Source organism: Nocardioides sp. Z30_9 (assembly GCF_058215735.1).
This window is the reverse complement of sequence record NZ_JBZAJF010000001.1, coordinates 72,938-86,029: the sequence shown is the minus strand read 5'-3', so window position 1 is coordinate 86,029 and position 13,092 is coordinate 72,938. Positions and strand designations below refer to the sequence as shown.

13 protein-coding genes are annotated in these 13,092 nt (G+C 69.8%); 4 read left to right on the top strand and 9 right to left on the bottom strand.

All coding sequences use genetic code 11. From position 1 onward, the window contains the following. Nucleotides 1-259 precede the first annotated feature (259 nt). Together AC4BGB_RS00435 and AC4BGB_RS00430 are read right to left on the bottom strand one after the other, a co-directional pair. Nucleotides 260-916, bottom strand: coding sequence for a response regulator (locus AC4BGB_RS00435; RefSeq protein WP_490543992.1), 657 nt, complete (start codon nucleotides 914-916; stop codon nucleotides 260-262). Continuing rightward, complete coding sequence (locus AC4BGB_RS00430) at nucleotides 913-2,052, bottom strand: sensor histidine kinase (protein ID WP_490543991.1); 1,140 nt, start codon at nucleotides 2,050-2,052, stop codon at nucleotides 913-915. Before AC4BGB_RS00430 ends, AC4BGB_RS00435 begins: the two co-directional genes overlap by 4 nt. A gap of 130 nt (nucleotides 2,053-2,182) precedes the next feature. Between AC4BGB_RS00430 and AC4BGB_RS00425 the strand changes: the two genes are divergently transcribed. Next, the gene (locus AC4BGB_RS00425; RefSeq protein ID WP_490543990.1) at nucleotides 2,183-3,082 is read left to right on the top strand and encodes an ABC transporter ATP-binding protein; all 900 of its coding nucleotides are present in this window, start codon (nucleotides 2,183-2,185) and stop codon (nucleotides 3,080-3,082) included. After that, nucleotides 3,079-3,891: an ABC transporter permease subunit gene (locus tag AC4BGB_RS00420; RefSeq protein WP_490543989.1), complete on the top strand. Its 813-nt coding sequence runs from the start codon at nucleotides 3,079-3,081 to the stop codon at nucleotides 3,889-3,891. The genes AC4BGB_RS00425 and AC4BGB_RS00420 overlap by 4 nt, the downstream gene beginning before the upstream one ends. A gap of 6 nt (nucleotides 3,892-3,897) precedes the next feature. On the opposite strand, the gene idi is transcribed toward AC4BGB_RS00420, so the two are convergent. The 6 genes from idi to AC4BGB_RS00390 are packed head-to-tail and all read right to left on the bottom strand — an operon-like array spanning nucleotide 3,898 to nucleotide 9,121. Next, nucleotides 3,898-4,545, bottom strand: a complete 648-nt coding sequence (gene idi / locus AC4BGB_RS00415) for an isopentenyl-diphosphate Delta-isomerase (protein ID WP_490543988.1) — start codon at nucleotides 4,543-4,545, stop codon at nucleotides 3,898-3,900. Then, nucleotides 4,542-5,564, bottom strand: a complete 1,023-nt coding sequence (locus tag AC4BGB_RS00410; RefSeq protein WP_490543987.1) for an NAD(P)/FAD-dependent oxidoreductase — start codon at nucleotides 5,562-5,564, stop codon at nucleotides 4,542-4,544. The genes idi and AC4BGB_RS00410 overlap by 4 nt, the downstream gene beginning before the upstream one ends. Next, entirely contained in the window at nucleotides 5,561-6,100 is a 540-nt protein-coding gene (locus tag AC4BGB_RS00405; RefSeq protein ID WP_490543986.1) for an isoprenylcysteine carboxyl methyltransferase family protein, read from the bottom strand. Before AC4BGB_RS00405 ends, AC4BGB_RS00410 begins: the two co-directional genes overlap by 4 nt. Beyond that, nucleotides 6,097-7,188, bottom strand: a complete 1,092-nt coding sequence (locus tag AC4BGB_RS00400) for a type III polyketide synthase (RefSeq protein ID WP_490543985.1) — start codon at nucleotides 7,186-7,188, stop codon at nucleotides 6,097-6,099. The genes AC4BGB_RS00405 and AC4BGB_RS00400 overlap by 4 nt, the downstream gene beginning before the upstream one ends. Further along, entirely contained in the window at nucleotides 7,176-8,369 is a 1,194-nt protein-coding gene (locus AC4BGB_RS00395) for an NAD(P)/FAD-dependent oxidoreductase (protein WP_490543984.1), read from the bottom strand. Before AC4BGB_RS00395 ends, AC4BGB_RS00400 begins: the two co-directional genes overlap by 13 nt. Beyond that, a complete protein-coding gene (locus AC4BGB_RS00390; RefSeq protein ID WP_490543983.1) occupies nucleotides 8,369-9,121 on the bottom strand; it encodes a UbiA family prenyltransferase in 753 nt (250 codons plus the stop codon). Before AC4BGB_RS00390 ends, AC4BGB_RS00395 begins: the two co-directional genes overlap by 1 nt. A gap of 723 nt (nucleotides 9,122-9,844) precedes the next feature. On the opposite strand from AC4BGB_RS00390, the gene AC4BGB_RS00385 reads away from it, so the two are divergent. Further along, nucleotides 9,845-10,654: a sigma-70 family RNA polymerase sigma factor gene (locus AC4BGB_RS00385; RefSeq protein WP_490543982.1), complete on the top strand. Its 810-nt coding sequence runs from the start codon at nucleotides 9,845-9,847 to the stop codon at nucleotides 10,652-10,654. 117 nt (nucleotides 10,655-10,771) lie between these two features. Further along, nucleotides 10,772-11,323 (top strand): hemerythrin domain-containing protein, encoded by a 552-nt coding sequence (locus AC4BGB_RS00380; protein WP_490543981.1) that lies wholly within the window; start codon nucleotides 10,772-10,774, stop codon nucleotides 11,321-11,323. An 8-nt stretch (nucleotides 11,324-11,331) separates the two neighbouring features. Here the strand turns inward: AC4BGB_RS00380 and AC4BGB_RS00375 are convergent, their stop codons facing one another. After that, complete coding sequence (locus AC4BGB_RS00375) at nucleotides 11,332-12,960, bottom strand: sensor histidine kinase (protein ID WP_490543980.1); 1,629 nt, start codon at nucleotides 12,958-12,960, stop codon at nucleotides 11,332-11,334. Nucleotides 12,961-13,092: the final 132 nt, after the last annotated feature.

Here is a 13,092-nt window from a genome sequence, read left to right as displayed (position 1 = left end):
ATCACGACGCCAAGATGCTGCGCCTCCTGGGCCGGCACCTGTTCGAGGTGATCGCACCCGCGACGCCGCAGGCGTGTGCACCCTGGACACCGGCTGCCCAACGGGAAGGTGCGCTTCCACCGGCGGGAGTGAGTCGGGCGGTCACGGTTCTCACCGCACACGCCATGCGTGGCTGGCGGCGCATCTTCTTGACGAGACCGCGTTCATCGAGTCCTGCTTTTACGGCGCTACGGCTTTTCCGAGTCCTCGGACGGCGGCTTCAGTCCCCGACCCGGCCGGTGTCGTAGGCCCACATCGCGATCTCGACCCTGTTGCGGGCGCCGATCTTGGTCAGCAGGCTCGCGACGTGGGTCTTGGCGGTCGTCAGGCCGATGAAGAGGTCGGCGGCGATCTCGGCGTTCGTGCGGCCGCGGGCGACCAGCACCAGCACCTGCTCCTCGCGGTCGGTGAGCGGCTGGATCGGTTGAGTACGTCGATTCGACGGTTCCCTGGCGGCCAGGGTGGACAGCAGCCGTCGCGTGATGTTCGGTGCGATCAGGGCATCGCCGGCGGCGGCGGCATGCACGGCCTGGACGAGCAGCTCCTGCCCGGCGTCCTTGAGCAGAAAGCCCCGGGCGCCGGCCCGAAGCGCGCCGTGGACGTACTCGTCGAGGTCGAAGGTCGTGATCACCACCACCGCGACCGGGTCCGGGACGCCCCGCCCGGCGAGGAGCTCGGTCACCTCGATCCCGTCGAGCCCGGGCATCCGGATGTCGACCAGGCACACGTCGGGGCGGAGCCGACGAGCCAGCTCGACCGCGGCAGGTCCGTCGGCGGCCTGGCCGACCACCTCGATGTCGGGCTGGGCCTCAAGGATCATGGACAGCCCGGTCCGCACCAGGTCCTGGTCGTCGGCCACCAGCACTCGCACCGTCATCTGCGGACCTTCGTCGGCAGCTCGGCGTCGACCGTCCACCCGCCCTCGGGCGCCGGCCCGGCGTGAAGCGTGCCGCCGAGCAGCTCAACGCGCTCGGTCATCCCCAGCAGCCCGAAGCCGTGGCTCGCCGGCCACACCGAGTCGATCTGTCCGTCGTCGGTCACGCGCAGCCGGAGCCTTCCTCCACCCTCGACGACCCGGATCTCCACCCGCGAGGCGTTGCGGGCGTGCCGCAGGGCGTTCGTCAGCGACTCTTGGGCCAGCCGGTATACCGCCGCGTCGACCTGGGGCGGGAGTTCGTCCAGGTCTCCCGACACCTCTACGTCAACGACCGGGATCGGGTCTCGGCGGGCGAGCGACGCCAGGTCGGCGACGCCGGACTGGGGGGCGTACTCCGCCGGGGCTCCGTCGCGCAGCACCCTGACCATCGCCCGCATCTCCGCGAGTGTCCGCGACGCCTCACCTTCGATGACCGCCAACGCCTCGAGCCCCGCCTCAGGTCGCTGCCCGGCCATCGCCCGGCCCGCCTGCGCCTGCACAGCGATCGCCGAGACGTGGTGGGCGACCATGTCGTGCAGCTCGCGCGCGAGGCCGACCCGCTCCTGGCTGCGGATCTGGTCCAGCGCCCGGCGCCAGCTCTCGGCGCGGTAGCGGAAGGCGGCTCCGCCCGCGGCCGCGGCCACCAGGACGCCGAACCCACCGATGAGCTCGGCAGGCCCGGTGTAGTCGGCGAACGTGCCGATCACCCCAGCGACCAGCACGACCGCCAGCCCGATCACGATCTCGCGCCCTGAGCCCCAGCGGACCAACGCGTAGACGAGCACCAGGACGTAGATCATCGTGTCGAGGCCCAGGGCCGGGACGCCGCTGGTCAGAGTCACCAGTCCCAACGCCATACCGACGCCGAAGCCCACCACGACGCAGGTCAACGGGTGCGTACGCCGCCACAGCAGCACCGGTGCGAGCCCGACTACCACGATCGTCACGAACACCCGCCAGGTGACGTCGTCGCGGAGGACTCCCTCGAGCAGCGCCGTCACCATCACCGCGCCGACCAGCACCCAGTCGCGCCACCCCCGTGCGGGAACGGCGGCTGCGCGGGGCTCGTCCCACAGCGAGCGCAGGGCGGTGGTCACCTGCCCACCCTAGGGACTGCAGAGGCGTCGGGTACCGACCGAAAGAACGAGACCCCTTCCTCCCAACGGCGGACGAGGGTCCGGCCTCGACGCCGATGTGCGCACGCCGCGACCCGTCGAGGGTTGTCACATGATCACTGTTGAGTCACTGACCCGGAGGTACGCCGGCTTCACCGCCGTCGACAACGTCTCCTTCACCGCCCTGCCCGGTCGCGTCACCGGCTTCCTCGGCCCCAACGGCGCCGGCAAGTCCACCACGATGCGAATGATGGTCGGACTGACCGTCCCGACGTCCGGCACCGCGACCATCAACGGAGAACGGTTCGCCGACCTCCCCAACCCCGGCCTCGAGGTGGGCGTCCTCCTGGACGCCTCCGCCCAGCACGCCGGTCGCACCGGACGCGAGATCCTCACGATCGCCGCAGACACCATGGGTCTGCCCCGCCGCCGCGTCGACGAGATGCTCGACCTCGTCAGCCTGACATCACCGGAGGCCAAGCGCCGCGTGCGCAACTACTCCCTCGGCATGCGCCAGCGACTGGGCATCGGCACCGCACTCCTCGCGGACCCCCGGGTGCTGATCCTCGACGAGCCCGCCAACGGACTCGACCCCGCCGGGATCCGGTGGATGCGCGACCTGCTGACGGGCTTCGCCAGCCAGGGCGGCACCGTCCTGTTGTCCTCGCACCTGCTGCACGAGATCGAGGTCGTCGCCGATGACCTGGTCGTGATCGGCAACGGCAAGATCGTCGCGTCCGGCAGCAAGGACGAGCTCCTCGCAGCCGCCGGGACGCTCGCCCGGTCGACGTCACCGAGCGACCTCACTCACGCACTCGAGCAGGCCGGCATCACCAGCACACTCGCCGGAGACGGCTCGGTCCGCACCGATGCCGACCCTGCTCGGGTCGGGGCCGTGGCGCTGACCGCCGGCATCGCCCTCACCGAGCTCCGGTCCGCCGAGGGCGCCGGGCTCGAAGACATGTTCCTGTCGCTCACTGCCGACACCCAACGCGAAGGAGTTGCCGCATGACCGCCACGATCGTCCCCCCTGACACCAACGAGGCCGCCCCCGTCCGCGGGACCGCCCCTCCCATCCCGACCACCCGGCTGGTCACGGTCGAGCTGCGCAAGATGTTCAACACCCGCTCGGGCTTCTGGCTGCTCGTCAGCATCGGCTTCCTGACGCCCATCGCGGCCGGGTCGGTCCTCGTCTTCGCTCCCGACCGTGACATCACCTACGAGAGTTTCACGAGGGCGAGCGGGTTCCCGATGTCGCTGATCTTGCCGATGATCGCGATCCTGGCCGTCACCAATGAGTGGAGCCAGCGCAGTGGGCTCACCACGTTCACGCTGGTGCCGAGCCGCGGACGCGTGATCGGCGCCAAGGCGATCGCGACCCTCCTGGTGGGCCTCGGCTCCGTGGCCGCCGCCTTCGCCATCGGCGCCCTCGGCAACGTGGCCGGCTCCGCGCTCGCCGGCGTCGACACCGTGTGGGACATCTCGTTGTCGATGGCGCCCCAGATGGTGCTCTTCAACCTGATCGGCATGGCCATCGGCTTCACCCTCGGTGTCGTGCTGCGCAGCTCCGTGGCAGCGATCGTGGGCTACTTCCTCGTCTCCCTGGTCCTGCCGGGCGTCCTCGTCCTCCTGGCCCAGGTGCGCCCGTGGTTCGAGGACCTGCAGCCGTGGATCGACTGGAACGAGACGCAGGTGGCGCTCCTCGAGGGCGCCATGAACACCGGTAAGGAGTGGGCGATGCTCGGCTCGACCACGATGATCTGGATCGTCATTCCCCTCGTCGTCGGGCTGCTCTCCCTGCGCCGATCCGAGGTCAAGTAGCCGACACTAGACAGGCGGTGTCCGGAACTCATCTGTGGGCTCCGGATACCGCAGTTTCGTGGTGGATTCGGGTGTCCTGGCCGCGAGGGGCAGGTCTGACGTCGGTGCCGTCTCGAACCCGGTGCCGGTCTCGTGCGCTGCGAGGTGGGTCACCTGCTGGAGACTCCACGGGGAGATCGCGCGGCGTCCTTCCAGTACCTCGTCGCGGAAGGCGTTCCAGTCGGCCCACCTGAGGTCCGCGACCTCGGAGGGTTCCGGCAGCACCGCGTCCGGTGTCGTGGCCGTGAACACCGGACACAGCTCGTTCTCGCGCGTGCCGTTGGCCATCGTGGCCTCGTAGCGGAACTTCGGCAAAGTGAGCTGCAGATGGTCGAGAGTGATCCCCAGCTCCTGGCGGGCGCGTCGCCTGACGGCCTCGAAGATGTCCTCCGAAGGGGTGGGGTGACCGCAGAAGCTGTTCGTCCAGGCCCCGGGCCAAGTCGGTTTGACCAGCGCCCGTTGGGTGAGCAGCAGGCGATTCTGGTGGTCGAAGATGTAGCAGGAGAACGCCAGGTGGAGCGGAGTCTGGCGGTGGTGGACGGTCGCCTTCGGGGCGGTGCCGATCGCTTTGCCACTGTCGTCCACCAGGACGACCATTTCGGGCGCCGCGCTCATGCCGGCTTCGCAAGGGCGTCGACAGCCGCCGTGAACACACCGGGAAGAAGAGCCGCGGCAGGCACCAGCGCGCGACGGACCGGAGGCACGCGGGTGGCTCCCAGCAGTCCAGCGGTGATCAGTCGGTAGCGGCGCGTAATGGCGTGCCACTCGTGCTCGTATCGTCCCGGGGCATCGTCAGCGATGGCGCGCACGGCGGATCGCGCCTGGGCCAGGGCAAGTGCGATTCCCTCGCCCGTCAGCGCGTCGACGTACCCTCCGGCGTCTCCCACGAGCAGCGATCGTCCGTGCACGCGGCGGGTTGCCCGTTGCCGCAACGGGCCGGCGCCCATGACCGCACCGCCCTCGTGTCCCGACAACTTGGACCCGAGGGCGGGGAACTGGGCCAGATGGGAGTCGAAGGACCCACGGGTCGAGGTGAGCATCGCGACCCCCACGAGATTCGGACCGACGGGGGTCACGTAGGCCTCGGTCGAGTCGGACCAGTGCACCTCGACGTGGCTCGTCCAGGGAGCCATGGCGAAATGACGACGCAGTCCGTAGCGACGGAGCAACGCGGGTCGCGTCTCCAGGCCAAGGGACCGCCTCAAGGGTGAGTGCAGCCCGTCGGCGACAATCAGGAACCGTGCCCGGGTCCCGTCCACGACCACACCGGAGTCGTCCTGCACCACGTCGGTCACGGTGCTCTGCTCGATGACCACGCCGGCGTGGACGGCGGCTTCGCGCATGCTCGCGTGCAAGCTCGTGCGCCGCACGCCTCGGCCGGGACCGTTCCGGAAGTTGGCCGCGGCGGCTCGCTCACCGGCGACGTAGCGGATGCCGTGCAGTTCGTGACCTGGGGGGTCGATGCCGAGGCCAAGCAGGGCCGCGAGCGCACCCGGCATGAGTCCTTCGCCGCAGGCCTTGTCGATCACGCTGCCCCGCGGGTCCCGAACGGTCACTTTCAGCCCTGCCCGTGCGGCGTACAGCCCTGCCGCCAGCCCCGCGGGTCCGCCGCCAGCGACCAGCAGGTCCGTCACGTGTGTGCGCCTTGGGACCGTGGTGCAGCAGCGACCAGCGCCTCGTTCTCCACCCGCAGTCGCACCGCGAGCAGGATGGCGTTGCAGACTGTGAAGACGACCGCGGTGATCCACGCCGAGTGCACCAGCGGAAGCGCTAGCCCCTCCGCGACGACCGCGACGTAGTTGGGGTGCGACGTCAGACGGTATGGACCGCCCGTCACGAGCGGTAGCCCCGGCACGACGATCACCCGGGTGTTCCAGCGACGTCCGAGGGTCTGGATGCACCACCACCGCAACGCCTGCGACCCCACCACGACGACCAGCATCAGATAGCCCAGGGCCGGCTCGAAGTCCGGCCTGAGCACCCAGACCTCGACGAGTGCTCCCACCAGCAGCCCAGAGTGCAGGATCACCATCGCGAGGTAGTGCCTCTGCCCGGTCTCGACCGCACCGCGCTCGAAGCTCCACGCAGCGTTGCGCTTGGAGACGACGAGCTCGGCCAGCCGCTCCACTGCCACCGCTCCGATGAGGACGGTGAACAGCACCCCGCTCATGCGGCGACCTCCTCCGGCGCGCGGAGCAGGACGAGCTCGGAGCAGAATCCGGGCCCCATCGCGAGCATCAGGCCGTAGGAACCGGGCCGCGGGGGCCGGGTTGCGAGGGTGTCTGCGAGGACGTTGAGGACCGAGGCGGAGGAAAGGTTGCCGATGCGCGCGAGTGAGTCCCAGGTGAGCTGCAGAGCGTCCCGGCTGACGTCGAGGGCGGTCTCGAGCGCCTCCAGCACTTTCGGGCCTCCCGGATGGGCGACGTACCACTCGATGTCCGCGTGACCGAGCCCGTGGTCGGCGAGAAAGTCCTGCACGTCCTCGCCCACGTAGGTGCGCACCAGGTCAGGCACCTTGGCGTCCAGCACGATCTTCAGCCCGGTGGCGCCGACGTCCCAGCCCATCGTGCGCTCGGAATCGGGGTAGAGCCTGCTGCGGCTGGCCAGGACCTCGGGCCGGGGCGAGCATGGGTCGGAGGCCACCTCGGCTGCTCGGTCAGCGCCCACCGCCACCACGGCCGCGGCACCGTCCCCGAACAGCCCACTGGCCACCAGGTTCGGGATCGAGGCGTCGTTGCGCTGCAAGGTCAGGGAGCACAGCTCGACGGACATCAGCACGGCAACTTTGTCCGGGTGGCCCACCAGGTAGTCGTGCAGGCGGGCGACCCCTGCGGCGCCGGCCACGCAGCCCAAGCCCACCAGCGGCATTCGGACCACGTCCGGTCGCATCCCGATGACCGACGCGACGCGCGCCTCCAGCGATGGGACGGCCAGGCCGGTCACGGTGGCCGACACGATGAGGTCGACGTCCCCCGGGGTGAGCCCAGCGGCTTTGAGCGCCTCGGTCACGGCCTGCGCTCCGAGCTCGACTCCCACCTCGATGAAGGCGTCGTTGGACTCGCCGAAGTCGCGCAGCTCGGCGTATCGCTCGAGCGGCAGAGCGAGGTGTCGGGACTCGACTCCCGCGTTGCGGTGGAGCCGTTCGACAACCGTCCGGTCGACGGCACCGTTGAGCATCGTCTCTGTGAACGCTGTGGTGATCTGGGACTGCTGGTAACGGTTTTCGGGGAGGACCCCCCGGACGCTCAGGATCTGCATGCTCGTGTCTCCTCGACGTGGTCGCTGCTGCAAGGTCGGTTGGTCAGTACGCGTGGCGCGGCCTTGAGCAGGCCGAAGGCCATGGTGGCGCTGATGCGGCCCCGTGCGAGCCCGAGCTCGACCAGGTCGTCGAACACGCGCTGGTCTGCAGCGGCTGCCCGCAGCCCGGCGTCGAGCACCGCGCCCGAGCGACACAGCCTGGCGGCGAGATCCGTGTGCCGGAGGTGTCCCGCGAGCAATGCCTGGTCGAGCTTCGCCTGCCGACGCGCAGCGCTTGCGCCACCGTCGGCTGCCAGGGCTTCCGCAGCCGCTCGTCCGGCATGCAGGCCGGTGGCCACGGCGTAGAAGATGCCCTCACCGGTCATGGGGTTCACGAGTCCGGCGGCGTCACCTGCCAACAGCAGACGCCCGCCACCTCGATGGGGACCTCGCCAGGTCGAGAGCGCCAGGTGGTGTCCCCGCCACCCGCGCCCCCCGATCGTCGAGCCGGGAAGCAGCGTCTCCAGCTGCTCCAGGAGCAGGGCACGGCTCGGCCGCCCCCCACGACGGGTCTGCATCTCGCCGTACCCGATGTTGGAGGTGCCGTCCCCGCGGTCGAAGGACCAGGCGTACGACGGCTGGCGTTGCGTCCCGAAGACGATGACCTGGGCTCCCGCGCGGTCCTGGCAGGTGGGCGCGTAGCCACGGATCGCCACCGCCATCGGCCCGCCGCCGGCGCCGACGGCCCGTCGGACGACCGAATGCGCACCGTCGGCGCCTACGAGCACACTGGCCTCGAAAGCATCGTCCAGGACGACCGAGTTCGCGCCCTCCTCGAGATGACGCACCCGGTGGCGGACGAGATCGGCACCCCTGGAGCATGCCTCCAGGACCAGTCGGTGGTCGAAGACGGTCCGCGGCACGACCCAGGCCGGACGTGCCATCGCTCGGTCCACGCTGAGGCCCCGCCTGGTGAGCCGGAGACGTCGAACCGGGACCTGGTCTTCCATCAGGTTGGTGACACCGACTGCGGTGAGCAGGTCGACCACATGGGGGGCGATGCCGTCGCCGCAGGTCTTGTCACGTGGGAAGTCGGCTCGGTCGATCAACGCCACCGAGAGCGAGGGGTCGGCTCGCAGGGCGCCGATGGCAGTGGCGGCACCGGCCGGTCCGGCGCCGACGATGGCGAGGTCATAGCGCATCAGGTCATCACCGTCAGCAGCGCGACATCGAGGAAGGCGATGACGACAGCCGCGTAGAACGGCACCTTGCCTGGCCCGATCAGGGCGACAGCCGCTAGTCCTGCGGTCGTGGCCAGGGCGACCCAGCTCCAGGTGGACAGGGAGCCTGGACCCAGGATCGCCGTCGCGGAAGCTGTCACGAGCAGCGTGGTCGCGACCACGCGCGAGGCCGTCTGGCCCAGCCGATGGGGCAACCCACGGACTCCGGTGGCGGCGTCGTCCTCGAAGTCCGGGAGGGTGTTCAAGAAGTGCGCGGCGACGCCCAGCGTCGCGGCCGCAGTCATCAGCCACCACGGCGGCCACTCGGGCGGGGTGCCAGCGAGGGTGACGACCGCCGGCAGGGTGCCGAAGGCGAATGCATAGGGCACCCACGACACCACGGTGGACTTCAGCCCCAGGTTGTAGGCGTGCCCAGCTGCCACCCCGAGGAGCAGATGGACCACGGCACTGCGCCAGCCCACGGAGAACGACAGCACGACGCACGCGGCGCCGGCCAGGACCAGACTCACCTGGACGAGCCCTGGGCGCAGTTCGCCAGTGGCCAGCGGCTTGTCGCTGCGCCCGCTGTGCGTGTCGCGTTCGCGGTCGAGCAGGTCGTTGGCCCAGCCGATCGTCAGCTGCCCGGTGAGGACCGCCGCGGTCACCAGGAACGCGGTGGAAGCGTTGGGCTCGGCGGCGGTTGCAAGCAGTGCCGCCAGCACCGTGACGGCCACGGTTGGTCCGATGTGCGCAGCCCGCAGTAGTGCGAGTGAGCTTGGCCGCGATGCGCGCTCGACTGGGATGCTCTTCGCGTCAGTCACTTCAGCCGACGGTCCAAGGGAAGTACCCGCACGAGATTCTGCGCCCGGCGGGCACCCGACGAGGACGCCATGACGAAGCAGCGCGCTGCCGGCTGTCCGCTGTCCCACATTGCCGGGCCGTAGGCGGGACGCGAGTTCCGTGCCCCGCCACCTCGTGCGCCGCGATGACCCGGCGGGTGCCTGTTATGTCGAGGTAGTCCAAGTCGTGTACGCCGCCGGCAGCCAATCGGCGCGTCCGAGCCGAGCGGAGATTGCCATTCTCGCCGGTGATGACGATGCGCATAATGCCTCCGGGAGCCCGAGCGGTGTGACGGTGTCTGTACCCATCGCCGAGGCACCAACGCGGGCGCAAGGCCACTTGGCCGGTCAGCCGAGAGCGACCTGTTCGTGTTCTCCGTCGTCAGACCGACCGTCGAGGAGATCGACCGGCTGCTGGACCTGCTCGCCGCCAGGGTGGACCAGTGACCTCCGAGCGGGTTCTTTGTCGGCAGACACCGACCCTCTAGAGTGAGTGGCACCGCTGCCTTTCGGTGGCGATGACCTCGTTGCAGACACTCGACCAGGTTCCAGGGTGCTCTAGTCGAGCGGCACTCACCATTCGGTCTCCACGCGGAGACCTGAGCTTTGGTGCGCGCGATGACTACCTATCCCCAGATCCACGACCATTCAGGTCGCTCCTCCATCGAAGGACGCTCGGACCGGGCTCGCGAACTGTTCCTGCTGGCCCAGTCGTGCGGAAGCGAGCAGGAGCGACTCGAGCTGCTGAACAGCGTGGTCGAGATGCACCTCGACTACGCGCACGCCCAGGCGGCCCGGTACCGCTCCCGCGGCGTACCCCTCGAGGATCTGAAGCAGGTCGCCGCGATGGCCCTGACGAAGGCTGCGCGAGGGTACGACGTCACCTCGGGCTTCGACTTCATGTCCTACGCGGCTCCGACCATCCGAGGCGAGCTGCGCAAGCACTTCCGCGACCACGGCTGGATGATCCGCCCCACCCGTAGGATCCAGGAGCTCCAGGCCCGGATCAGCGTCGCGGACGCCGAGCTCTCGCACCTGCTGGGACGCTCCCCGCAACCGGCCGAGGTCGCCCAGCACCTCCGGGTGCCGACCGAGTCGGTGATCGAGGCTCTGGCCAGCGACGGCTACTTCACGATGACCTCGCTCGACCAGACCGTGGGCGGCGACGGCACCACCACCACCCTGGGCGAGCTGCTGCCCGCGAGTGCCAACGAGCACGGTGCCGCCGAGGCCCGCCTGATGCTCGACCCCGTGCTGGCCACGCTCGGCGACCGCGATCGGCTCGTCCTGGGGATGCGCTTCTACGAAGGGCTCACCCAGCGCGAGATCGGCGAGAAGCTCGGGGTGACCCAGATGCAGGTCTCCCGGATCCTGAGCCGGGTGCTGGGCCAGCTCCGGCACCGGGTGGGCGAGCTCTCGTCGTACTGACCCTGCACCTGACCCTGCACCTGACCTCGGGGCGGCACGACGCCGGCGCGTGGATCGGCATCCACCTGGGTACCCCTGCCTCGGCCCGCGAAGTCCCGAATGCACGAAAGGATCACCATGAGCACCCCAGAGCGTGATGTCGTGGACCTGCTGATCGAGCAGCACGAGCTGATCCGCACCCTGTTCGCCGAGGTGGAGAGCGCCGAAGGCGCCGCCAAGCAGCAGAAGTTCGAGGAGCTGCGTCGCCTGCTCGCCGTCCACGAGACCGCCGAGGAGCTGGTCACGCACCCCAACGTCCGCACCGCCGAGGGTGGCAACGCCGTCGTCGACGCGCGCCTCGAGGAGGAGACCGAGTCGAAGAAGATGCTGGCGGACCTCGACGGGATGAAGGTGAGCGAGCCCGGCTTCGAGGCGGGGTTCGCGAAGCTCAAGTCAGCCGTGCTGGCCCACGCCGACGCCGAGGAACGCGAAGAGTTCCCCCTGCTGCGCAGCAACAACGGCCCACGGATGCTGCAGAAGATGGCCCTCGGGGTCCGCGCCGCGGAGGCGATCGCTCCCACGCACCCCCACCCCTCGGTCGGAAGCTCGATGACCACCAACCTGATGGCCGGGCCGCTCGCCTCGGTCATCGACCGCACCCGCGACGCGATCCGGAAGGCGATGGGCTGACCTGGTCCTCAGGCCGGCCGTAGTGGGAGGTCGACGCTCACGGTGGTGCCCCTGCCGGGAGTGCTGGAGAGGCTGATCCCTCCGCCGTGGGCGTCGACGATCTCCTCGACGATCGACAACCCGACGCCGAGTCCCTGGATCGCCTGGTCCCTCGCGGACGTCGTCCGGTAGAAGCGCTCGAAGGCTCGTTGCTGCTCGGTCTGCGACATGCCGACGCCGGTGTCGACCACTTGTAGCGCAAGCGAGTCGTCGCAGCGCCCCAGGCACACCGTGACCTCGCCGTCGCGGGGCGTGTACTTGATGGCGTTGGAGACCAGGTTGTCCACCACCTGCTCCCACGCGTCCGGATCCACGTGTGCACTGACTCCGGGCTCCACCACGGTGGCCAGGCGGATGCCGGCCGAGGTGGCCGCGGTGCGGTGCTTGTCGAGAGCGTCGTCCAGCAAGGTCGAGACGTCCAGCTCCCGGATCTCGATCTGCGGCGCCTCCGCACCCGAGGCCTGCAGGAGCTGGGAGACCCTCGACAACAGCACCCCGGCGTTGCGCTGGGCCACCGCGAGCATGGCCGCGACCTGGGGGTCCTGTGACTGCAGCTCCTCGGCGATCAGCTCCTGGTAGCCGATGATCGAGGTGAGCGGCGTCCGCAGCTCGTGGGAGACGGTGGTGAGGAACTCCTCGCGCACCCGGACGGCCTCGACGATGTCGCTGACGTCCCACCCGACCACCACGGCTCCGAGCCGATCACCGTTGGGACGATGGATCTGGCGCGCGGAGACCATCACGGCCACCTGGTCCGCGGGTGGGCCGCACCACAAGGTCTCGGGACCCACCTCCTCACCCCTCCTGGCCAGCGCGGACACCCACTCCTCCGAAGGCACCGCCGTGACCCGGTCCTCACGGTAGAGGTGGATCGGCCCACCAGTGTCCACCCCGGAAACTCGCACTCCGACCCGAGCAGCGAGGTCCTGCGCGGCGGCGTTCTCCAGCATCACCTCCCCGTCGTGGTCGTAGCCGATGATGGCCGCGTCCACCGAGTCCAGGAGCGCCTGTACGACGAGAAGCCGGTCATGTGCCAGTTCCAGCGTGCTCTCCAGGAGGGTCGACTGCTCCTCCAGCACCCGGCGTTCGCGGCGCAGCCGACTCGCGACGTGATCGACCCCGAAGCACAGCCCCGCGGCGACCGCGAGCAGCAGGGCGAGCTGGGTCCAGGCCAGACCCGAGGATGGCACCGTGGCCTCGCCCAGGAAGGCTGCTCCCAAGAGGCCGGCCACCGCCAGCACGGCCAGGGCGGTGCCACGTCGTCCGAACTCGAAGACCGTCCACAGCACGGGGGCCACCGCCACCAGCACCACCGAAGGCATCACGGAGACGGACCCGAAGATCATCAGGGCAACCGCCCCCACGGTCAGCAGCGGCAGCAGGATGTGCCGGCGCCGGGGGATCTCGCACCACCGGACGACGTGGATCAGCAGGGGCGAGGCCGCCACCAGCAGCATGCCGACCGCCGTCGGCGCCGGGATGGAGGACATCGGCTCGAGACGTAGTCCGGCCGCGGCGATCGCCGTGAGGCACAGCGTGGGTAGCTGCCATGCCTGGTGGCTCCGGGTGCGTTCGGCAGGCGGTGTCCTGGTGGTCATGGGCGTGGGCCAGCTCCAAGGGTTCGGCGCAGCACGACGCTCCCGGACGACGTCGGCTCGCGGTTCCGGACACTACGTTCGGAGACCCGTCGTCGTCCGGTGACCGCAGACCCGGTGCGTACCTGGCGCAGC